This is a genomic window from Burkholderia sp. 4NA327C6 (assembly GCF_005502655.1).
Taxonomy (GTDB): Bacteria; Pseudomonadota; Gammaproteobacteria; order Burkholderiales; family Burkholderiaceae; genus Burkholderia; species Burkholderia contaminans.
Map to the genome: position 1 here is coordinate 26541 of NZ_SCNZ01000005.1, position 22986 is coordinate 49526.

At 69.0% G+C, this 22986-nt stretch carries 10 protein-coding genes and 1 pseudogene; 3 read left to right on the forward strand and 8 right to left on the reverse strand.

Features of this window, described 5'->3' with window-relative positions; translation table 11 throughout:
- Positions 1 to 123: 123 nt before the first annotated feature.
- Both FFS49_RS06775 and FFS49_RS06780 read right to left on the reverse strand, forming a co-directional pair.
- The gene (locus tag FFS49_RS06775) at positions 124 to 2601 is read right to left on the reverse strand and encodes a xanthine dehydrogenase family protein molybdopterin-binding subunit (protein ID WP_105817010.1); all 2478 of its coding nucleotides are present in this window, start codon (positions 2599 to 2601) and stop codon (positions 124 to 126) included.
- A gap of 21 nt (positions 2602 to 2622) precedes the next feature.
- Complete coding sequence (locus FFS49_RS06780; RefSeq protein ID WP_105817152.1) at positions 2623 to 3081, reverse strand: (2Fe-2S)-binding protein; 459 nt, start codon at positions 3079 to 3081, stop codon at positions 2623 to 2625.
- Positions 3082 to 3817: 736 nt separating this feature from the next.
- On the opposite strand from FFS49_RS06780, the gene FFS49_RS06785 reads away from it, so the two are divergent.
- The 3 genes and pseudogenes from FFS49_RS06785 to FFS49_RS06795 form a co-directional block, all read left to right on the forward strand.
- A complete protein-coding gene (locus tag FFS49_RS06785) occupies positions 3818 to 13981 on the forward strand; it encodes an autotransporter-associated beta strand repeat-containing protein (protein ID WP_137950999.1) in 10164 nt (3387 codons plus the stop codon).
- Positions 13982 to 14275: 294 nt separating this feature from the next.
- A complete protein-coding gene (locus FFS49_RS42895) occupies positions 14276 to 17188 on the forward strand; it encodes a hypothetical protein (RefSeq protein ID WP_105817153.1) in 2913 nt (970 codons plus the stop codon).
- Positions 17189 to 17512: 324 nt separating this feature from the next.
- A pseudogene (locus tag FFS49_RS06795) lies at positions 17513 to 17665 on the forward strand (ISNCY family transposase); the annotation flags it as partial.
- Between the two features lie 23 nt (positions 17666 to 17688).
- Here the strand turns inward: FFS49_RS06795 and FFS49_RS06800 are convergent.
- The 6 genes from FFS49_RS06800 to FFS49_RS06825 all read right to left on the reverse strand — a co-directional run bounded on the left by FFS49_RS06800 (position 17689) and on the right by FFS49_RS06825 (position 22947).
- Complete coding sequence (locus FFS49_RS06800) at positions 17689 to 19032, reverse strand: LLM class flavin-dependent oxidoreductase (protein ID WP_105817012.1); 1344 nt, start codon at positions 19030 to 19032, stop codon at positions 17689 to 17691.
- 141 nt (positions 19033 to 19173) lie between these two features.
- Positions 19174 to 19605, reverse strand: coding sequence for a biopolymer transporter ExbD (locus FFS49_RS06805; protein WP_105817013.1), 432 nt, complete (start codon positions 19603 to 19605; stop codon positions 19174 to 19176).
- A 12-nt stretch (positions 19606 to 19617) separates the two neighbouring features.
- Positions 19618 to 20040 (reverse strand): biopolymer transporter ExbD, encoded by a 423-nt coding sequence (locus FFS49_RS06810; RefSeq protein ID WP_039371790.1) that lies wholly within the window; start codon positions 20038 to 20040, stop codon positions 19618 to 19620.
- A 12-nt stretch (positions 20041 to 20052) separates the two neighbouring features.
- Positions 20053 to 20979, reverse strand: a complete 927-nt coding sequence (locus tag FFS49_RS06815; protein ID WP_039371793.1) for a MotA/TolQ/ExbB proton channel family protein — start codon at positions 20977 to 20979, stop codon at positions 20053 to 20055.
- A 69-nt stretch (positions 20980 to 21048) separates the two neighbouring features.
- Positions 21049 to 21744 carry an energy transducer TonB gene (locus FFS49_RS06820; RefSeq protein WP_039371796.1) on the reverse strand — a complete coding sequence of 232 codons (696 nt, stop codon included), beginning with the start codon at positions 21742 to 21744 and terminating at the stop codon, positions 21049 to 21051.
- Positions 21745 to 21906: 162 nt separating this feature from the next.
- Positions 21907 to 22947 (reverse strand): LLM class flavin-dependent oxidoreductase, encoded by a 1041-nt coding sequence (locus FFS49_RS06825; protein ID WP_105817154.1) that lies wholly within the window; start codon positions 22945 to 22947, stop codon positions 21907 to 21909.
- Positions 22948 to 22986 lie beyond the last annotated feature (39 nt).

Genomic DNA, 22986 nt, shown 5'->3' on the forward strand with positions numbered 1-22986 from the left:
GCGATTCACTGATCAACGCATATCTCGAGCTGCACGCTCGCCGGCGATGTGTCGAGGGTCATGCGGCCGCCGGCCCGGCCCGGTGGAGCGGGCCAGGCGCGGGCGCTTGCCGGACCGTCTACGTCACACCGAGCCTTTCTTCAGATCCTCGATACAAGGAATCCCGGCGCGCCGCTTGGGCCGCAGGAATTTCGGTACCGCGGGCGCCTGGCCGACGCCCGCCTGGCTTTGGTCGGCCCTCGGCTTCAACGCGGCCGGCTTGACCTTGTGCGGCAGCCGGCAGCCGCCGGCCGGCAGGTCGCCGTACGGATCCTCGTCGGCCGACGCCGCGGGGGCCGACGGCATCACGGGGGCGGTCGATGCGACCAGCATCGGGGCGAACGGCAACGCATGCACCCGCTCGCCGGTCAGCACGAACGCACCGTTGGCCACCGCCGGCGCGATCGGCGGCACGCCGGCGTCGCTCAACCCGGTCGGCTGGGCGTCCGACGGCACGAAGAAGACATCCACCGGCGGCGCTTCCTGCATGCGTATCGGCGAATAGTCGGCGAAACCGGCGTTGCGGACCGCGCCATGGTCGACGTCGATCGCGAAGCCCGGCTTCGTCGTCGCGAGACCGAACAGCGCGCCGCCCTGGATCTGCGCTTGCGCGCCGGTCGGGTTGACGATGCGGCCCGCATACACGCCGGCCGTCACGCGATGCACGCGCGGTTGTTGCGCTTCGATCGACACTTCCGTCACGTACGCGACGACCGAGCCGGCCGTTTCGTGCATCGCGACGCCCCACGCGTGGCCGGCCGGCAGCGTGCGCGCGCCGTAGCCGGACTTGTCGACGGCCAGCGCGAGCGCCTGCCGATGCGCGGCGTGCTCGGGGCCGGCCAGCCGCGCCATCCGGTAGGCGACCGGATCCTGCCGCGCCGAGTGCGCGAGCTCGTCGACCAGCGTCTCCATCACGAACGCCGTATGCGAGTTGCCGCCCGAGCGCCACGTCTGGACCGGTACGTCGGCCTCGGTCTGATGAACCGATACCTGCATCGGGAAGCCGTACGGGCTGTTCGTCACGCCTTCGGTCAGGCTCGGATCGGTGCCGCGCTTGAGCATCGTCGTGCGCTCGAGCGGCGAGCCCTTCAGCACAGACTGGCCGACGACCACGTGCTGCCAGTCGCGCACGGCGCCGCTGCCGTCCACGCCGATGTCGACGCGATGCAGCACCATCGGGCGGTAATAGCCGCCGCGCAGATCGTCCTCGCGCGTCCAGATCGTCTTGACGGGGCCGAGATGGCCGGCCGCGAGGTACGCGGCGGACACGTGGGCGGCTTCGACCACGTAGTCCGACGTCGGCGTCGAGCGCCGGCCATAGTCGCCGCCCGTGGTCAGCGTGAAGATCTGGACTTTCTCCGGGGCGACGCCGAGCGCCTTCGCGACCGCCGCGCGGTCGGTCGTCTGCAGCGACGAGCCGCCCCAGATCTTGATCCCGCACGCGCAGCTCGCCGGCCCGACGTCGACCGTGCAGCTGAGCGGCTCCATCGCCGCATGCGCGAGATACGGAAATTCGTAATCCTGCCGAATGCGCGTGGCCGCCGGCGGCGCGCTGCCGGCGTCGGCCGTGCGCACGACGGTCCCCGGCGTGCCGGCGAGCTGCTTGTACGCCTGCATCTGTTCGGATGACGTGACGGTCGAGCCGGCATCCTTCCACGTGATCTTCAGCGCGTCGCGGCCGAGCTTGGCCGGCCAGTAGCCGTTCGCGATCACGGCCACGCCGGTGCCGCCGCGATCGGTCGGGATCTCGACGACCTCGACCACGCCCTTGACGGCACGGGCCGCCGCCGCGTCGTAGCTCGCGACCTTGCCGCCGAAGCGCGGCGGGCGCGCGACCACGGCCACCATCGTGTCCGGCAGGCGCCAGTCCATCCCGTACTTGAGCGTGCCGTCGAGCATTCCGCGCGCGTCGATGCGCGGCGTCGGCTTGCCGATGATGCGGAACTGGTCCGGCGACTTCAACGACACCTGCTGCGGCACCGGCATCGCCATCGCGGCCGGTGCGAGTTCGCCGTAGGTCGCGCGGTAGTTGCCGGAGGTCACGACACCGTTCGCCGTCCGGCACGTGGCGGGATCGACGTTCCAGCGCTGCGCGGCCGCCGCGACGAGCATCGCGCGGGCGGATGCGCCGAGTTCGCGGTATTGCGCGAACGAGTGATTGACCGACGTCGAACCGGCCGTCATCTGGATGCCCGTCACCGGATCCTTGTAAGGCTCGCCGGCCGGCGCGAGCACGGTGCGCACGTTGCGCCAGTCGGCATCGAGTTCGTCGGCCAGCGCCATCGGCAGCGCGGTGCTGACGCCCTGGCCGGACTCCGTCCGGTTGACGGCAACGGTCACGGTGTTGTCCGGCGCGATGATCAGGAATGCTTGCGGAGGCGAAGCCTGAAATGCTTTGCCGGCTTCGGCCGTGGCCCGGGTCGGCGCGATGCCCAGCGCAAGGCAGCCGCTCGCCGCCATCGTGAGCTTCAGGAAGCCACGCCGGCCGAGCTTCGGAGAACCTGTTCCGGCGACCGGTGAGGCGTCGGTGCTCGCCGGGCGCCCGGCTGTGCGAATACGCATGGTCAATGTCTCCCGGCAGGCTCAGGCAAGCGCGCCGGCCGCATCGTGAATCGCGGCGCGGATGCGCTGGTAGGTCGCGCAACGGCACAGGTTGCCGGCCATCGCGCGATCGATGTCGGCGTCGGTCGGCGCCTTGTTGCCGTGCAGCAGGCCGGCTGCGCTCATCATCTGGCCGCTCTGGCAGTAACCGCATTGCGCGACGTCGTGCCGGATCCAGGCGTCGAGGACGGCCTTGCCGACCGCATCGTCGGCGAGATGTTCGGACGTCGTGATGTGCGCGCTCCCCACTGCCGACAGCGCCAGCGTGCAGCTTCGGGCCGGCCGGCCGTCGACATGAACGGTGCAGGCGCCGCAGTCGCCGGTGCCGCATCCGAACTTGGTGCCGGTCAGCCCGAGGTTGTCGCGCAGCACCCAGAGCACCGGTGTCGAGGGATCGGCGTCGATCTCGGCCGGCCGGTTGTTGATGTTCAACGTCACCATCGTGAAGTTCTCCATTGGACACCTCGTCATGGTTCGCGAGGCCAAAGCGTAATGCGGCGGACGTGAATCAATTAAAGCAGATTCGAGAAAAACCCAGCATCTGCAAATTCGATTTTTTTGCCTTTCTTAATGATTTTCGGTCGAAGATTAAAATATAAAATTTACGTTTTCCGTACAAATCATCGAATCTTTTTGAAAGATTGTTGAGTTTTGACAAGATCTTTGCCGACCCGTGGCAAACGTTTGCCAGTCGAGCCTATATTTCACTCGCGATCAATGCGGAAGGCGTGCAAATCGGATAACAGAAACCGAAGATTCAATATCCCGGAAATCTGTACCTCACCGGGTTGACCGGATGATTGGCCTGTTCGTTTACCGGGCGGTCATCCCCGTCCCGTCTGGAGCAACGGGACGGGCGGTCGTTCGGGACGGAGACATCGAGACACGGGCGGGCATGGGTCGCCGGACGGTAATTTCGAATCGTCCGACACAGCCGCCTCCAAATGAAAATGGGAAAAATTACCGGGCAGGGGGTTCAAAAGTAAAAAATGCCAATTAAATAATTCTCGTTGATTAATTCTCGTTTGTTGCCAATTCAGCCATCCACTCGTGTTTGGTGACGGGAAGATATTTTCCAAAAAATATCGAATAACGCATTCCGGTATTTTCCTTCGGCATTCCGATGCGCGAAAGGGAGTTTCGGCGGCTTCGATTCTCTTTATGGGAAGGTGTGATTATGCGTATGCGCATGGGCTCGAACAAAAAACGCGCGAAAGCACGTCCGGCATTCCTTGTCCCGACCGGCATGCTGGTCGCGCTGGTCGGCGCCGGGATCGTCCCCGTCGACGCACTGGCTGCCTGCACCGGAACGACGACCGTCAGTTGTACCGGAGCCAGCACGTCCTATTCGAACGGCACGAACAATCTCAACCTGACCGTCCAGCCCGGCGCGACCGTTTCCGTGGTGCCGTTGCTCGGCGGCACGGCGCTGTCGCTGACGGGCAGCGGCGTCACGCTGATCAACAACGGCAGGATCGACCCCGCGTTGTCCGGGTTGAGCATCGTGTCGAACGGCACGGTGGTCGGCAATAGCGCGTCGGCGAGCATCGTCAACGTCACGAACGCCAGCTCGGGCGTGATGATGGGTTCGACGAGCTCGCTGCTCAACGGGCCGGCATTGACCGTATACAACGGCATCGGCGGCACGACGAACATCACCAATGCCGGCACGATCGGCACGACCGGCCTGCTGGGCTTCGGCGCGGGGCCCGCCGCGCAGGTCGTCACCACGTCGGGTGGCGCACAGGCCAACTTCACCAACGCGAGCGGCGGCGTGATCAACGGTTCGGTGGCGCTCGCGCCCAGCGGGACGCCGGGCGCCGGGAACACGTTCACCAACGCCGGCGCCGTCACGGGCAACGTGTCGCTGGGCGCGGCCGTCGGCACGTCCAACACGTTCAATGCGCTGACCGGGTCGTCAGTCGGGCTCGGCGTCGATGCGGGGCTGGGCGGCAACAACACGCTGAACCTGCAACTGAACACGGCCACCGGCGGCGCGACGAACGGCGCCATCGCGGTCGATACGTTCGGCAATTTCAACAACCTCGCCGTGCAGGGCGGCACGTGGGACATCACCGGCGCATCGACCGCAACGAACGCATCGCTGACCGGCGGCACCGCGATCGTCCACGGCGCGGGTGCGCTGGGCACCGGCACGATCGTCGGCGGCGGCGGCACGCTGGAAGCCGGCGCGGCCGGCATCAATCTGCTCAACAACGTGACGTTGACCGGCGGCCTGACGGTCGACGGCGCGAACGGGCTCGCGCTGTCGGGCGCGATCGGCGGCGGTGGCGCGCTGAACGTGAGCGGCACCGGCACGCTGGCGCTGAACGGCGTCAATTCATTCACGGGCGGAACGAATCTGACGGGCGGCGGCGGACTGCTCGTGGGCACGAGCGGGGCGCTCGGCGGCGGCGCGCTGAACGTGACGGGCGCGGGCGGCACGCTCGGCACGAGCATCGGCGGCACGGTGCTCGGCAATGCGGTCAATCTCGGCGCGGGCGTGACGCTGGGCTTGAACGGGTCGGCCAACCTCGGTCTGGGCGGCACGATCGCAGGTAACGGCGGTCTCGCGCAAACCGGCACGGGCACGACGACGCTGCTCGGCGTGAACACCTTCACGGGCGGGACGGCGCTCAGTGGTGGCGGGCTGATCGCCGGCAACGGCGCGGCGCTCGGCGCCGGCGAGCTGCACGTGACCGGCGCGGGCGGCTCGCTGGCGACGAACGTGGGCGGTACGCTGCTCGGCAATGCAGTGAATCTCGATGCAGGCGCCACGCTGGGCCTGAACGGTGCGGCCGGCCTGAGCCTCGGCGGCACGATCGCCGGAAACGGCGGCCTCGCGCAAAGCGGCACGGGCACGACGACGCTGCTCGGCGCGAACACGTTCTCGGGCGGCACGGCGCTGAGCGGCGGCGGGTTGATCGTCGGCAATGGCGCGGCGCTCGGCACGGGCTCGCTGAACGTGTCCGGCACGGGCGGCACGCTCGCGACGAACGTCGGCGGCACCGTGCTCGGCAATGCGGTGAATCTGGGCGCAGGCGCGACGCTCGGCCTGAACGGCACGGCCGACCTGGGCCTCGGCGGTGTGATAGGCGGGGGCGGCCACCTGGCGCAAACCGGCAGCGGCACGACGACGCTGCTCGGTGCGAATACGTTCACGGGCGGCACGGTGCTGAGCGGCGGCGGCCTCATCGCCGGCAACGGCGCGGCACTAGGCACGGGCGCGCTGAACGTGACCGGCATCGGGGGCACGCTTGCGACCAACGTCGGCGGCACCGTGCTCGGCAACGCGGTCAACCTGGGGGCGGGCGCCACACTCGGCCTGAACGGCGCGGCCGATCTCGGCCTGAACGGCACGATCTCGGGCGCGGGCGGCCTGGCGCTCGGCGGCACCGGCGCCACGACGCTGTCCGGCGCGAACACGTTCACCGGCGGCGCGAACCTGACGGGCGGCGGCAGCCTGATCGTCGAAGGCGGCACGGCGCTCGGCGTGGGCGGCGCGTTGAACGTGAGCGGCCTCGGCGGTTCGCTGAGCGCGGATCTGGCCGCGGGCGCGGCCCTCGCGAACGGCATCAACCTGAACGGCGCCTCGCTGACGCTGAATGGCGCGAACAACCTTGGCCTGAGCGGCACGATCGGCGGCAGCGGCGGCCTCGTGCTGAGCGGCACCGGCACGACGACGCTGTCCGGCGCGAACACCTTCGGCGGCGGCACGACGCTCAGCGCCGGGACGCTGCTGGCCGGCAGCAACACGGCGCTGGGCAGCGGCGCGCTGAACGTCGCGGGCGCGGGCGGCGCACTCGGCGCGAGCGTGAGCGGCACCGCGTTGGGCAACGCGGTCAACCTCGGCACGGGCGCGACGCTCGCGCTGACTGGCGCGAACGATCTCGGCCTGAACGGCGTGATCGCGGGTACCGGCGCTCTCGCGCAAATCGGCTCGGGCATCACGACGCTGACCGGTGCGAACACATTCTCGGGCGGCACGACGCTGAGCGGCGGCGGCATCCTCGCCGGCAACGGCGCCGCACTGGGCACGGGTGCGCTGAACGTGACGGGCGCGGGGGGCTCGCTCGGCACGACCGTCGGCGGCACGGTGCTCGGCAACGCGATCCAGCTCGGCGCAGGCGCGGCGCTGACGGTTGGCGGTACGAACGATCTCGGGCTGGGCGGGATCATTTCCGGTGCAGGCGGCCTCTCCGTGAACGGCCCGGGCACGACGACGCTCACCGCGGCCGAGACGTTCACCGGCGGCACCACGATCGGCAGCGGCACGCTGGCGATCGGTGCGGGCGGCAGCCTCGCCGCGTCGAGCCCCGTCAACCTGACGGGCGCGAGCGCGCAATTCAGCATCGCCGGCGCGACCACGCCGCAGTCGATCGGCACGCTGTCGGGTGTCGCGGGTTCGGCGATCGATCTCGGCGCGAACAACCTGACGCTGGCCGGTAGCGGCAACGGCGTCTTCGCCGGCAACATCGGCGGTGCGGGCGGGCTGACGCTTTCCGGCACCGGCTCGCAGGCGCTCACCGGCAACAACACGTATGCGGGCGGCACGGCGCTGACGGGCGGCAGCCTGCTCGTCGGCAGCGGCGCGGCGCTCGGCCTCGGCGCACTCGACGTCAACGGCTCGGCTTCGCTCGGCGCGAGCGTGCCGGGCGTGACGCTCGGCAACGCGGTCAATCTCGGTACCGGCGTCACGCTGGGATTCAACGGTACGAACGATCTCGGCCTGAGCGGCACGATCGCCGGCAACGGCAGCCTCGCGCAAACCGGCACCGGCACGACCACGCTGCTCGGGGCGAACACGTTCTCGGGCGGCACCACGCTGAGCGGCGGCGGGCTGATCGCCGGCAACGGCGCGGCGCTCGGCTCGGGCGCGCTGACCGTCGCCGGCACGGGCGGCACGCTGGCGACGAACGTCGCCGGTACGGTGCTCGGCAACGCCGTCAACCTCGGCGCGGGCGCGACGCTCGGCCTGAACGGCGCCGCCGATCTGAGCCTGGGCGGCGCGATCGCCGGCGGCGGCAGTCTTGCGCAAACCGGCACCGGCACGACCACGCTGCTCGGCGCGAATACGTTCACCGGCGGCACGACGCTGAGCGGCGGCGGCCTCATCGCCGGCAACGGCTCGGCGCTCGGCACGGGCGCGTTGAACGTGACGGGCGCGGGCGGCTCGCTCGGCACGAGCGTCGGCGGCACGGTGCTCGGCAATACGGTGAATCTCGGTGCGGGATCGACGCTGACGGTTGGTGGGGCGAACGATATCGGGCTGGGCGGCGGGATCTCGGGCAGCGGCGGCCTGTCGGTGAGCGGCCCGTCGACGACCACGCTCACGGGCGTGAACACCTATACCGGCAACACGACGATCGGCGGCGGCAGCACGCTGGCGGTCGGCGCGGGCGGCAGCCTGTCGGTGGGCAGCGCGCTCGACCTCGCCGGCACGGGCGCAAAGCTCGACATCAGCGCGGCGACCACGCCGCAAACGAGCGGGATGCTGTCCGGCGTGGCGGGCACGAACGTGAATCTCGGCGGCAACACGCTGACGCTCGCCGGCACGGGCAACGGCAGCTATGCCGGGACGATCGGCGGTACCGGCGGGCTGACGATGGCAGGCACCGGCACGGAGACGCTGACCGGCGCGAACACGTACACCGGCGCGACGACGATCAACAGCGGCACGCTGGCGATCGGCGCGGGCGGCAGCCTGTCCGCCAGCAGCCCGGTGAATCTGGCCGGCGCAGGCGCCACCTTCGACGTCAGCGGCGCGACCACGCCGCAGACGACGGGCACGCTGTCGGGCGTGGCCGGTTCGACGGTGAACCTCGGCGGCAATAACCTGACGCTCGGCGGCACGGGTAGCGGCACGTACGGCGGTACGATCGCCGGCGCGGGCGGCAGCCTCACGTTGTCGGGCACCGGTACCGAAACGCTGACGGGCAACAACACGTACACGGGCGGCACGACCCTGAGCGGCGGCGGCACGTTGATCGCGGGCAGCGGCTCGGCGCTCGGCACCGGCACGTTGAACACGAGCGGCGCAGGCGGCACGCTGGCCGCGAGCACGCCTGGCACGACGCTCGGCAACGCGGTGAATCTCGGCGCGGGTTCGACGCTGACGGTGGGCGGCACGAACAATCTGGGCCTCGGCGGCGGGATCTCGGGTGGCGGCAACCTCGCGGTGAGCGGCCCGTCGACGACGACGCTCACGGGGGCCAGCTCATACACCGGCAGCACGACGATCGGCAACGGCAGCACGCTGGCGGTCGGTGCGGGCGGCAGCCTGTCGGGCGGCAGCGCGATCGACCTCGCCGGCACCGGCGCCACGCTCGACCTGAGCGGGGCCACCTCCGCACAGACGACGGGCGCGCTGTCCGGCGGCGCGGGCACGAACGTCAACCTCGGCGGCAATACGCTCACGCTCGGCGGCGCAGGCAGCGGCACGTACGGCGGCGTGATCGGCGGCACGGGCGGGTTGACGCTGTCGGGCACCGGCACGGAAACGCTGACGGGCAACAACACGTACACCGGCGCGACGACGATCAACAGCGGCACGCTGGCGATCAGCGGCAACGGCAGCCTGTCGTCGAGCAGCCCGGTCAGCCTGACCGCGTCCGGCGCGACGCTCGACCTGAGCGGTGCGTCGTCGCCGCAATCGACCGGCGCGATCTCGGGCGTGGCCGGCTCGACGGTGAACCTGGGCAACAACAACCTGACGCTCGGCGGCACGAGCAGCGGCACCTATGCGGGCAACATCGCCGGCACCGGCGGCGTGACGATGAACGGCACGGGCACCGAAACGCTGACGGGCGCGAATTCCTACACGGGGGCGACGACGATCAACAGCGGCACGCTGGCGATCGGCGCGGGCGGCAGCCTGTCGGGGACGACGCCGGTGAGCCTGACGGGTGCGGGCGCAACCTTCGACCTGAGCGGCGCGACCACGCCGCAGACGACGGGCACGCTGTCGGGCGTCGCCGGTTCGACGGTGAATCTCGGCGGCAACAACCTGACGCTCGGCGGCACGGGTAGCGGCACGTATGGCGGCACGATCGCCGGCACGGGCGGCAGCCTGACACTGGCGGGCACGGGCACCGAAACGCTGAACGGGACGAACACGTACACGGGCGGCACGAGCCTGACGGGCGGCGGCACGCTGATCGCCGGCAACGGCTCGGCGTTCGGCTCCGGAGCGTTGAACACCAGCGGCGCAGGCGGCACGCTCGGCACCAGCGTGGCCGGCACGACGCTGGGCAACGCGGTGAATCTCGGTGCGGGTTCGACGCTGACGGTTGGCGGTGCGAACAATCTGGGCCTCGGTGGAGGGATCTCGGGCAGCGGTAATCTGGCGGTGAGCGGTCCGTCGACGACGACGCTCACGGGGGCCAGCTCGTACACCGGCAGCACGACGATCGGCAACGGCAGCACGCTCGCGGTCGGTGCGGGCGGCAGCCTGTCGGGCGGCAGCGCGGTCGATCTGGCCGGTGCCGGGGCGACGCTCGATCTGAGCGCCGCCACGACGCCGCAGTCGACTGGTGCGTTGTCGGGCGTGTCGGGCTCGACCGTGAACCTCGGCGGCAATGCGCTGACGCTCGGCGGTTCCGGCAGCGGCACATACGGCGGCACGATCGCCGGCACGGGCGGCAGCCTGACGCTGGCGGGCACCGGTACCGAAACGCTGAACGGGACGAACACGTACACGGGCGGCACGAACCTCACCGGCGGCGGCACGCTGCTCGCCGGCAACGGCTCGGCGCTCGGCACCGGTGCGTTGAACACCAGCGGCGCGGGCGGCTCGCTCGGCACCAGCGCGGCCGGCACGACGCTGACCAACGCGATCAATCTCGGCGCGGGTTCGACGCTGACGGTTGGCGGTGCGAACAATCTGGGCCTGGGCGGCGCGATCGGCGGCAGCGGCAACCTCGCGGTGAACGGCCCGTCGACGACGACGCTCACGGGGGCCAGCTCGTACACGGGCAGCACGACGATCGGCAACGGCAGCACGCTGGCGGTCGGCGCGGGCGGCAGCCTGTCGGCGGGCAGTGCGGTCGATCTGGCCGGTACGGGCGCCACGCTGGACCTGAGCGCCGCGACGACGCCGCAGACCACGGGCGCAATGTCGGGCGTGTCGGGTTCGACCGTGAATCTGGGCAGCAACACGCTGACGCTGGGTGGCCCCGCTAACGGCACGTACGGCGGCACCGTCGCGGGCACGGGTGGGTTGACGCTGTCAGGCACCGGCACCGAAACGCTGACGGGCAGCAACACGTACACCGGTGCGACGACGATCAACAGCGGCACGCTGGCGATCGGCGCGGGCGGCAGCCTCTCCGGCAGCAGCCCGCTGAACCTGGCTGGTGCGGGCGCAACCTTCGACGTCAGCGGCGCGACCACGCCGCAATCGACGACCGGGTTGTCGGGCGTGGCCGGTTCGACGGTCAACCTCGGCGGCAACAACCTGACGCTCGGCGGGGCGGGCAGCGGCACGTACGGCGGCACGATCGCCGGCACGGGCGGCAGCCTGACACTGGGCGGCACGGGCACCGAGACGCTGACCGGTTCGAACACGTATTCGGGCGGCACGAACCTGACCGGTGGCGGCACGCTGGTCGCAGGCAGCAACACGGCGCTCGGGTCCGGCACGCTGAACACCGGCGGCGCGGGCGGCACGCTGGCAGCCGGCACGCCGGGCACGACGCTCGCCAACGCGGTGAACCTCGGGACGGGTTCGACGCTGACGGTAAGCGGCCCGAACAGCCTCGGCCTGACCGGCGCGATTTCCGGTAACGGCAATCTGTCGGTCACCGGCCCGGCGACGACGACGCTGTCGGGTGCCAACACCTACACCGGCGGCACGAGCGTCACCGGCGGCGGCACGCTGGTCGCCGGCACCCCGACCGCCCTCGGCAGCGGCACGCTGAGTGTCGGCGGCAACGGCGGCACGCTCGGGACCAGCGTGGCCGGCACGACGCTCGGCAACGCCCTGACCCTCGGCACGGGTTCGACGCTGACGGTGGGCGGCGCCAACAACCTCGGCCTGAGCGGCCCGATCTCGGGCGGCGGCAACCTCGCGGTGAGCGGCCCGTCGACGACGACCCTCAGCGGCGCGAGTTCGTACACGGGCGGCACGACGATCGGCAACGGCAGCACGCTGGCGGTCGGCGGCAACGGTGGCCTGTCGGCGGGTAGCGCACTGACGCTGGCCGGCAACGGCGCGACGCTCGATGTCAGCGCGGCCAGGACGCCGCAGACGGCGAGCGCGCTGTCGGGCGCCGCCGGTTCGACCGTGAATCTCGGCGGCAATACGCTGACCGTGGCCGGTCCGACGGGCGGCAGCTTCGGCGGCACGATCGCGGGCACCGGCGGCTTCGCGGTGCAGGGCGGCGGCACGCAGACGCTGACGGGCGCCAACACGTACACCGGCAGCACGACGATCGGCAGCGGCAGCACGCTCGCGCTGGCCGGCTCAGGCAGCCTCGCGTCGACGAGCCCGGTGATGCTCGCGGGCAGCGGTGCGACGCTGAACCTGGCGGCTGCGAGCGCGCCGCAGTCGATCGGCACGCTGTCGGGTACGACGGGCTCGAACGTGAATCTCGGCAGCACGCCGCTGACGGTCAATACCGAGGGCACCAGCTCGTTCGCGGGCACGCTCGCGGGTACCGGCCCGCTGACGCTGGCCGGCACGGGCGCGCAGGTGCTGAGCGGGACGAACACGCTGTCCGGGCCGACGAACGTGACCGGCGGCACGCTCGCCGTCACCGGTTCGCTGGCCAGCTCGCCGGTGACCGTCGGCAGCGGCGCGACCGTCACCGGGACGGGCACGATCGGCGGCCTGGTCGTGTCGGGCGGCGGCACCGCGTCGGTCCTCCAGCTCGGGCAGCCGCTGAAGGTCGCGGGCAACGCGACCTTCCAGCCGGGCTCGACGCTGCAGGTCGGCGCCACGCCGCAGCAGAGCGGCGGCCTCGACGTAACCGGCTCCGCGACGCTTAACGGCGGGGCGGTGCAGGTCGTCGCGGCGACCGGGCAGTACCAGCCGGGCAAGCTCTACACGATCGTGAATGCCGGCGCGGGCGTGCAGGGGCAATTCAGTGCGGTGAACTCGACGTATGCGTTCCTCACGCCGACGCTCACGTACAACCCGGCGCAGGTGCTGATGTCGCTGACACCGAACGGCACGCCGTTCTCGTCGGTCGCGACGACGCCTGACGGGCAAGCGGTGGCGGGCGCGGTCGGCACGCTCGGCGCAGGAAACCCGCTGTTCGATACGGTGCTGACGTCGGATTCGACTACCGCGAACCGCGCGTTCACGCAGCTCGCCGGCGATCTGTATCCGAGTACGCGAAGCGTGCTGCTGTCGGATAGCCGCTACGTGCGCGATGCGGTGCTCGATCGCGCGCGGCTCGGTTCGCAGCCTGGCGGGGCGCTGTGCGGATGCGAGGCGCCGGTGTCGGCGGACGATCACGCGGCGGCGCTCGACCGGCGCATGGCCGCGGAGAACGGCTGCACGCCGGCCAAGTCGTTCAAGCCCGCGGTGTGGGGCCGTCTGTACGGCTCGCATAGCCGGTTCGACGGCGACGGCGTCGCTTCGATCGATCGCAACCTGTACGGCTTCATCGTCGGGACGGATGCGGAGGTCAGCAGCCACTGGCGCGTCGGTATCGCGGGCGGTGCGTCGCGCAGCCAGCTCAATACCGACCAGAACGAATCGGCGAAGGTCAACGGCGAGACGATCGCGCTGTACGCGAGCGGCCGATACGACGCGTGGAACGTGCGCGGTGGCGTGGCGCAGTCGTGGTACCGCGTGCATGGCGAGCGCAATCCGTCGTTCGGCGGCTTCTCCGATCACGACACCGCCAGCTACGACGCGAACGCGACGCAGGTGTTCACCGAGCTCGGTTACTCGACGGCGATTCGCAACGTCCAACTCGAGCCGTTCGTCGGGCTCGCGTTCGCGAGCCTGCACACCGGCGGCTTCAAGGAGAACGGCGGTGCGGCTGCCCTGCAGGGCGATTCCGACACGACGGGCCTCGGGTTCTCGACGCTCGGCCTGCGGGCTTCGACGGACGTCGCGGTCACGACGAAGGGCAAGGTCACGACCTTCGGCACGATCGGCTGGCGGCATGCGTTCGGCAACACGCAACCGGCTTCGACGTTGTCGTTCGCGAGCGGTGGCGCGCCGTTCAGCGTGGTCGGCGTGCCGATCGCGCGCGATGCGGCCGTGCTCGAGGTCGGTGTCGATGCGGCCGTGACGAAGAACCTGTCGCTCGGCCTGTCGTATAGCGGCCAGCTCGGCCGCCACATCAGCGACCACGCGCTGTACGGCAATCTGTTGTGGAAATTCTAAGGGGAGGGGTGGCGACCGCTCGCGATGGAGTCGTCGTGAGCGGCCGATTGGTTGACGACGGTTCGATGGTGGTTGGTTTTTGTATTCGCGTTGCAGAAGTTTCGTGATGCAGATCAATTTTCATGACGTGCGTCACGCGGTATCCGGTATCCCGTTGCATCGGCCTGTTTGAACCTGTTTCAACGCTTTGCCGTATCGGGCAATCCGCGAACGATTCGCGTCGCCTTCGGGCGACAGGATCCACGCGTCATCGCTCGAGCTGTCCGCGGTTGTCCAACCGAAATGAGGGTATTCATGAAAACGAAAACGAACGTGAAATTGACGGGCATCGCCTTGTCGGTCGCGGCTTTGTTCAGCTTTGCCGCCACGGCGTCCCAGGCGGGGGTACTGGCTTCCCCGCTGGGAAGTGTCAGCAAATCCGACGGCATCATCATCGGAGGCGGATCGCCGGCGCCCGGTGAACTCGTCGGCACCCTGACGGGATGGGGGAACGGGGTGGTGGCAGTCGGCAACCCGAATGCAGGCGGGATCTCGATCGGACTGGCAGGGACCGGGACGGGAAGCGCGACCATCGATATCGGTAACGGCTTGCTCGAGCCGGTCGCAGGGGTGGCCGGTGCGGTGACGGGGGCGTTGGGTGGTGTCGGCGGCGGCGGTGGCGGTGGGACCGGTGGTCTCGGTGGTGTGGTAGGCACGGTAACCGGCGCGCTGGGTGGCATCGGTGGTGGCAATCCGACTGGCGGCCTCGGTGGGGTGATCGGAACGGTGGGCAACGCGGCAAGCGGCGCAGTCGGAACGGTGACGGGCGCTTTGGGTGGTGTTGGTGATCCGACCGGTGGTCTTGGCGGTGTCGTTGGCACGGTAACCGGTGCACTGGGTGGCATCGGTGGCGGGACCGGCGGTCTCGGTGGGGTGATTGGCACGGTGGCGAATACGGCGACTGGCGCGGTCGGTGCTGTGACAGGTTCATTGGGTGGTGTCGGCGGTGGCGGCGGGACCGGCGGTCTCGGTGGTGTGATTGGCACGGTAACCGGTGCACTGGGTGGCATCGGTGGCGGTAATCCGACTGGCGGCCTCGGCGGCGTTGTCGGCACGGTAGTGAACACGGCAACGGGTGCGGTCGGGGCACTGACTGGGGCTCTGGGTGGTGTTGGCGGTGGCGGGACTGGCGGCCTCGGCGGTGTCGTCGGAACGGTAGCGAACACGGCAACAGGTGCGGTCGGAACGCTGAGTGGCGCATTGGGCGGTGTCGGTGGCGGGGCCGGCGGCCTCGGTGGCGTTGTCGGTACGGTAGCGAATACGGCAACAGGTGCGGTCGGAACGGTGACCGCTGCTCTGGGTGGCATCGGCGGCGGGACCGGCGGCCTCGGTGGCGTTGTCGGTACGGTAGCGAACACGGCAACGGGTGCAGTCGGAACCCTGACCGGCGCACTGGGCGGTGTCGGCGGTGGCGGGGCAGGTGGTCTTGGCGGTGTTGTCGGAACGGTGGGCAATGCGGCAGGCAGTGCAGTCGGAACGGTGACGGGCGCCTTAGGTGGTGTTGGTGATCCGGCTGGTGGTCTCGGTGGTGTCGTTGGCACGGTATCTGGTGCGCTGGGTGGCATCGGGGGCGGGGCTGGCGGCCTCGGCGGTGTTGTCGGCACGGTGGCGAACACGGCGACGGGTGCAATCGGAACACTGACTGGTGCGCTCGGCGGTGCTGGCGGTGGGACAGGCGGTCTCGGTGGCGTCGTCGGAACGGTGGGCAACGCGGCAACCGGGGCAGTGGGTACGGTAACTGGCGCATTGGGCGGTGTCGGCGGCGGAACCGGTGGCCTTGGCGGGGTCGTCGGCACGGTAGCGAATACGGCAACAGGTGCAGTCGGAACCCTGACCGGGGCGCTGGGCGGTGTCGGTGATCCGACTGGTGGTCTTGGTGGTGTGGTCGGAACGGTGACCGGTGCTCTGGGTGGCATCGGTGGCGGGACCGGCGGCCTCGGTGGGGTCGTCGGCACGGTAGCGAATACGGCAACCGGTGCGGTCGGAACGCTGACTGGCGCACTGGGTGGCGTCGGTGGTGGCGGGACCGGTGGTCTCGGTGGTGTCGTCGGAACAGTGGGCAATGCGGCAAGCGGCGCAGTGGGTACGGTTACGGGTGCCCTGGGTGGTGTCGGCGATCCGACCGGTGGTCTCACTGGTGTGGTCGGCACCGTAACCGGCGCGCTGGGTGGCATCGGTGGTGGGACTGGCGGTCTGGGCAGCGTTGTCGGGACAGTGGGCAACGCGGCAAGCGGCGCAGTCGGTACGGTAACCGGTGCTTTGGGAGGGGTTGGCGATCCAACTGGCGGCCTCGGCGGTGTCGTCGGAACGGTAGCGAACTCGGCAACCGGTGCGATCGGAACGCTGACTGGCGCACTGGGCGGTGTCGGCGGCGGAACTGGCGGCCTCGGCGGCGTTGTCGGCACAGTAGCGAACACGGCAACAGGTGCAGTCGGAACGCTGGCGGGCGTAGCGGGCGGTGCCGGAGGCGCGACCAGCGGTCTCGGTGGCATCGTGGGCACGGTCGCCAACGCCGGCTCTGGCGTCGTCAACGCCGTCACCGGTGTTGCGGGCAACGGCGGCGCGCTGATCACGCCGATCACGAGCATCGTCGGCAATCTCAGCGGCGCGTTGCCAGTCGGCGCAGCCACCGGTGCGATCGGCGCAGCGTCCGGCGCGGTAAGCAGCCTCGCCGGCAGCGGCACCGCGGCGATTGCACCGATCGCGTCGACCGTCACGTCGCTGATCGGATCCGCCGCGAGCGGCGCCGGCAACGTCGTCGGCTCGGGATCCGGCGCGCTCTCCGGCGCGACCGGTGTGGCGGGGTCGCTCGCGACGGTCACCACGGGCCTGGCGGGCTCGCTCGCGCACACGGTGACCGGTACCGCCGGCGCGGTCGCCGGAACGCTTCCGGCACTGAGCGTCGCGCTCAACGGCGGCACGGCAGCGGGCGCGGTCGGCAGTGTGACGAATGCCGCCGGGGCGCTCATCTCCGGTGGTGCGACGATCGCCAGTGCGGCGGTGCAATCGGTCGGTTCGGCCGCCGGCTCGGTGGCCGGCGTCGTTCCCGCACTGGCGGTTTCGCTGAACGGCAATTCCACGCAAGGAGGAGGTAGCGCGTCGGGCGGTCTGCTGGCACCCGTGACGTCGCTCGTCACCGCGCTCTCCGTCCCAGTGATCAAGAAGTAGGCGACGTCGATACCGCGGCCGCCGCATGCTCCGGGCGGCCGCGAATCTTCACGCGTCAGGCGCGTCACCTGTGACGCCAGCGGAACGACTAATTGTGTCGAATCGCGCGGCGTTGCGTCGGTGACGCGCCATTTTTCATTTCGAAAGTTCGCGGCGATTCCGGCTCAGATTTAACGTCAATTCTTTATTTGACATAATGCGGATGATCGCATTTTTGTTTGTAGTAGCTAAGTTCAAATGTCCGCTTCTGGCTAAGTTCAGATGTCCGTTTTTCGACCCATCGTAAGCTGACCGGCTGCCGGTTGTCCGGCGCCGGAGGCTGCGATGGCTGCAACGGAACGGATCACGATGACGATGTGCGAACTGGACCGATTCAAGGTCATTCAGGACGTAGCCGACGGGAAGCTCAAGCGATTGCGTGCAGCCGAACGACTGGCGTTGACGACACGCCAGGTTCGCCGACTGGTCGCCCGGCTGCCCCGAATCGCGTTTGCACCGAATCATGCAGTGGAATAGCGATTACTCGGATAGCGCACGCCCAGATGATCACGCAAGGTCGTGCCTTCGTACTCGCTACGAAACAGGCCTCGCTCCCGAAGGATCGGCACCACCTGCTCGACGAAGTCGGTGAATGCCCTTGGCGTACCGCCGCCGACGATGAAACCGTCCGCGGCGGCGGCGTCGAACCATTCCTGCAAGCCGTCCGCAATATGCTCGGGCGTACCGATGAAACGCGGCCGCGGTGCAGCGGCTTCGAGCGCGACCTGGCGCAACGTCAGTCCCCGCGCGCGCGCATTGCGCTTGATCTCGTCAGTCCCGCTGCGAAAACTGTTGCTGCCGAGTTCGCCCAACTCGGGAAACGGCTCGTCCAGCGCATACTGGCCGAAATCGTGATGTTCGAAAAATCGCCCCAGATGGTCGAGCGCGCTGCCGATCGTGATCAGTTTCAGGCTCTCCTGGTATTGCTGCTCCGCGTCCTCGGCTGTCCGCCCGACGATCACGCCGATCCCCTGAAAAATCTTCAGATCGGCAGGTTGACGCCCCTGCTCGATCACCTGCTGCTTGAGATCCGCATAGAACTCGCGCGCTTGAGCGAGCGTATCGTGATGGGTGAAAACCGCGTCCGCATGCGTGGCCGCGAGCTGCTTGCCGGCTTCGGACGCACCGGCCTGAAACAGGATCGGGCGAGCCTGGGGCGTACGCCCCACGTTCAGCGGCCCCTCGACCGAGAAATACTTGCCCTTGTGATCGAGCGTATGGAGCTTGGCCGGATCGAAGAACACCCCGCTCGCGCGGTCGCGCACGAAAGCGTCTTCCTCCCATGAATCCCAGAGCCCCTTCGTCACCTCGAGATATTCGTCGGCGATCCGGTAACGCTCATCATGTTCCGGATGCTCGGTGCGTGAGAAATTCCGTGCGGAGCCTTCGAGCGGCGACGTCACGACATTCCAGCCCGCTCGCCCGCGGCTCAGGTGATCGAGGCTCGCGAACTGTCGGGCAACCGTGAACGGCTCGCTGTACGACGTCGACAGCGTTCCCACCAGCCCCACCCGCTCGGTGACGGCCGACAGTGCCGACAGCAGCGTGAGCGGCTCGAAACGATTCAGGAAGTGCGGGATCGATTTCGCGTTGATATGCAGCCCGTCCGCGACGAACACGAAGTCGAACTTTGCCGCCTCGGCCTGGCGGGCCACGTTCTTCGCGAAATCCGGATTGATGCTCGCGTCGATAACGGCGTCGGGATGGCGCCACCCGGCGTAATGTCCGCCGGGACCGTGGATCGTCGCGCCAAGATGAATCCGCCTGGACCGACCGTTGGTTCGCTCTGTCTGCGTTTCGCTCATGATGTCATTTTCATTGGTTATACTGAATTTCAAGGTAATCGTGCTGTCGATTTCCGCGTCGCCTTCATCGGTGCGGCGGCATGGGACGCATTGCTGGCCCGAAGAACGACGCGCGGGCGCGCGACGAACCTGCCGCGCCATTCATTGCGTGAACTGTTCGCTACCGATCAACCCGATTTTCGTCGCCCCTTCGCGTTGAGCCGAGGCCAGCACTTCGGCAACGGCGCGGTACGGCGCCGCCTTGTCCGGGCGCAGGCGGATTTCGTCCTGGTCGGCTTCGGCCGCGACTGCGCGGAACTTCGCATCCAGCCCCGCTCCGCCGCGAACCGCCACGCCGTTCCAGTTGACAGATCCATCGGCGCCGACATCGATCTGCACCACCTGAGGCGGATGTGGCGGAACCGGCGGGTTCCCGACCGGCAGGTTCATCTTCACCGAATGCATCTGGATCGGGATCGTGATGATCAACATGATCAGCAGCACCAGCATCACGTCGATCAGCGGCGTGGTGTTGATGTCCACCATCACGTCTGGTTCGTCCCTGCCCGCGCGGGCACCTGAACTCCTGCTCATCGTTCGAACTCCCTAGCCGCCCCGTGCGGGCGGTTGCGTTATGAAGGCGACCTTGCCGATTCCAGCTCGCTCGCACGCGGTCACCACCTTGCCGATGTACTGATACGGCGTGGCCTGATCGCCCCGCACGTGCACGTCCGGCTGCGGCGTTTGCGCCGACACGTCTTTCAGCCGCGCCACCAGCGTCGGCTGGTCCACATGCTCCGTGCCCCAGAAAACGTCGCCCTCCCGGTTCACCGCGATCTCGACGCTTTTCGGCTGCGTCTGCAGCGGCTGGACGCGCTCCGCCGGCAATTGCACCTGGATCGTATGGGTCACCACCGGGATCGTGATCAGGAAGATGATCAGCAACACCAGCATCACGTCCACGAGCGGCGTCGTGTTGATCGCCGAGATGACCTCGTCGTTGTCGTCACTGCCGACACTGATTGCCATGGCGCGCCCCGCTTACGACTGAACCGCCAGCGCCTGCGGCGCCTGTGCCGCCGGCGTCGCGACGCTGCCCGCCGCGCGCCGGCCACCCGCGAGCAATACCGTGTGCAGCTGCGCGCCGAAATCGCGCACGCGCTCCATCACGGACTTGTTGCGGCGCACGAGGAAGTTGTAGCCGAGCACGGCCGGCACGGCGACGGCGAGGCCGATCGCCGTCATGATCAGCGCCTCGCCGACCGGGCCGGCGACCTTGTCGATCGACGCCTGGCCCGCGATGCCGATGGCGGTCAGCGCGTGATAAATGCCCCACACGGTGCCGAACAGGCCGACGAACGGCGCGGTGGAACCCACCGTGCCCAGGAAGGCCAGGCCGTCCTGCAGCCGGTTCGATACGCTGGTGATCGAACGCTCGATGTTCAGGTCGATCCAGGTATTGCGGTCGACCGAATCGAGCAGCGCGGTGTCGTGGTGTTCGCCCGCTTCGATCGCATTCTCGGCGATGAAGCGGAACGGCGACGCATCGTCGAGCTGGGCGGCACCCTCGGCCAGCGTCGGCGCATTCCAGACCTGCTCGTCGGCGGATTTCGCGCGGCCGTTGGCCCGCACCTGCTCGACGAACTTGGTGATCATGATGTACCAGCTGCCGAGCGACATGACCACGAGCAGCCCGAGCACGAAGCGGGCGACAAAATCGCCGTTTGCCCACAGCGCCCCCAGGCCGTACGGATTCTCGACTGTTGCCGACGTCGCGGGCTCGGGCGGCGGCACCGCACTTGCGGTAGCCGGCGCGGCGGAGGTCGGCGCCCCGCCGGAGGCCGCCTGGCTCGGCGCGGACGCCGCTGCTTGCTGTGCAAGCACGGCTTGCGGTGCGACCAGCGTGCCGCCGATGCCGGCCGTGATCATCAGACTTGCCGCGACCGCGGCGCGAAAGCGCTTGTTCATAAGGACTCCGTATGCGTCATGTATCGATGTGAAAAACCGGCCCGCTCGAACGGCTTGCCGTGGCCAGCGTCAATTCAGGTTGAAGGAAAACGGTACGCGCACGCGCACGGGCTCCCCCTGCGCAATGCAGTGAAACCGCTTGACCGCGTTGAGCGCCGCACGATTGAGCACCGGGTCGGCCGGCTGCGCGACCCGCAGGTTCGTGACGCGGCCGTCCGGGTCCACCGTGAATTCGACCGTGACATCGCCCGTGATGTTGTTGTCCTGCGCCTCCGACGGGTAGACGATCGACGACCGGACTTCGTCCGAATTCGGGCAGACCACGCCGATCTCGCGGTTCACCGGCTTCGCGACCGGCACCGGTGCCGGCGCGGGCGGCGCCTCGTGCACGGGAGCGCTCGGCGCCGGCACGTCCTGGTGCGTGATGGTCGGCTGCGGCGGCGCCTGCACGCGCACCTCGGGCGGCGGCACGAACGGCGGCGGCGGTGGCGCCACCCGCGGCTTCGACACGACCTTCTCGACCGGCTTCGGCGGAGGGGGTGGCGGAGGCGGCTTCACCGGCACGATGATTCGCGTTTCGATCGGTTGCTGGACGATCTGGACGACCCGGGTGGCGAGCCCGTTCACGAGCGCCCAGACCAGCACGAGATGCAGGACGATCGCAATCGCGATGCCGCCGAAGCGGCGCACCGGATGAGTCTGCTTGTTGCCGAAGCGGCGCGGGCGGCCGATTGTCGCGAGCTGTGATTGAGAAGCGGTTGTCATGTTCGGTCCAGTTGCAACGAGGTCGAAGGTGCGTCGCCGCCCGCTCGCCGTGCGTCACGCGGTATGCGTACGCGCCGGGCTCGCACGACGTGCCCGGCAGCATCCGGCGCATCGCCGGCTCCGATCACGGGCGGCATTCGATGGAAGGTCATGTCGAGCACCTCAGGCCGCTGCGGACGCTCTCCCGCCAACCGGCTGCCAGCCGAGTGCGGGAGCGATACGCGTGATGAAGTCCTCCAGGATCTGCCGGTAATTCTCGAACGGCAGGTCGTAAGGCAATTCGAGGCGCAACTCATGCACCTGTCCGACCACCGGGTCGGCAAGCAACTGCTCGACGATCTCGTCCGAAGTACCCACGAGATCCGGCGCGAACAGCGTGCGCCGCTCGCCCTGCGGCGCAAGCGTGCGCGCATGGCGGCCTTCGGCGAATGCGCGATAGCGTTCGCGCTCGCGAGCATTCGCACCGTCGGTCGGCACGATCACGCGCCCCAGCGCGATGCGCGGAGCGACGGCTTCGTTCCAATGAGCGCGGTACAGCTCGAGTTGCCGGAGTTGGGCGTCGACGTAACTGTCCGTCCCCTCGCCCGTCGTCAGATTGCCGATCAGCAGGTTGAAGCCGTTTTTGGCAGCCCACTCGATCGAGCGCCTCGAACCGCCTCCATACCAGAGCCGGCCCGTCAATCCGGGCGCATAAGGGCTCACGCGCGGCCGCACCTTGCCCGCGGCCGACTCCACGAACGTGTCGTCGTCGCCGAGCCAGTCGCCGGCGAGATTGCGGCGCAGGCGCGCCACACGCGCATGCGAGAAATCGACCAGATCCGGATCGGTATCGAACAGGCGCTCGCCGAGCAGCGCGCCGTGATTCGGCGCGCCCGCGCTGAGCCCGACATTGAGCCGACCGCGCGACAACACGTCCACGGTCGCGAGATCCTCGGCCAGCCGGAACGGATTCTCGTAGCCCATCTGGATCACCGCCGCGCCGAGCCCGATCCGGGTCGTCCGCTGGCTCGCCGCCGCGAGAAACGTGGCTGCCGACGATACGGCACGCTCGAGATGGCGCTGCCGAACCCACGCGCTGTCGTAACCCAGCGCCTCGCCCACGCGGAACAGTTCGAGCGTCCGCTCGAATCCCGCACGCGCGTCCTCGCCGGGATAATTGCCCGGCGTCAGGAACGCAATATGATCAATGCGTACGTTGCTCACCTTTTTCATCCTTCGTCATTTGCGGTGGTCGCGGCCCCT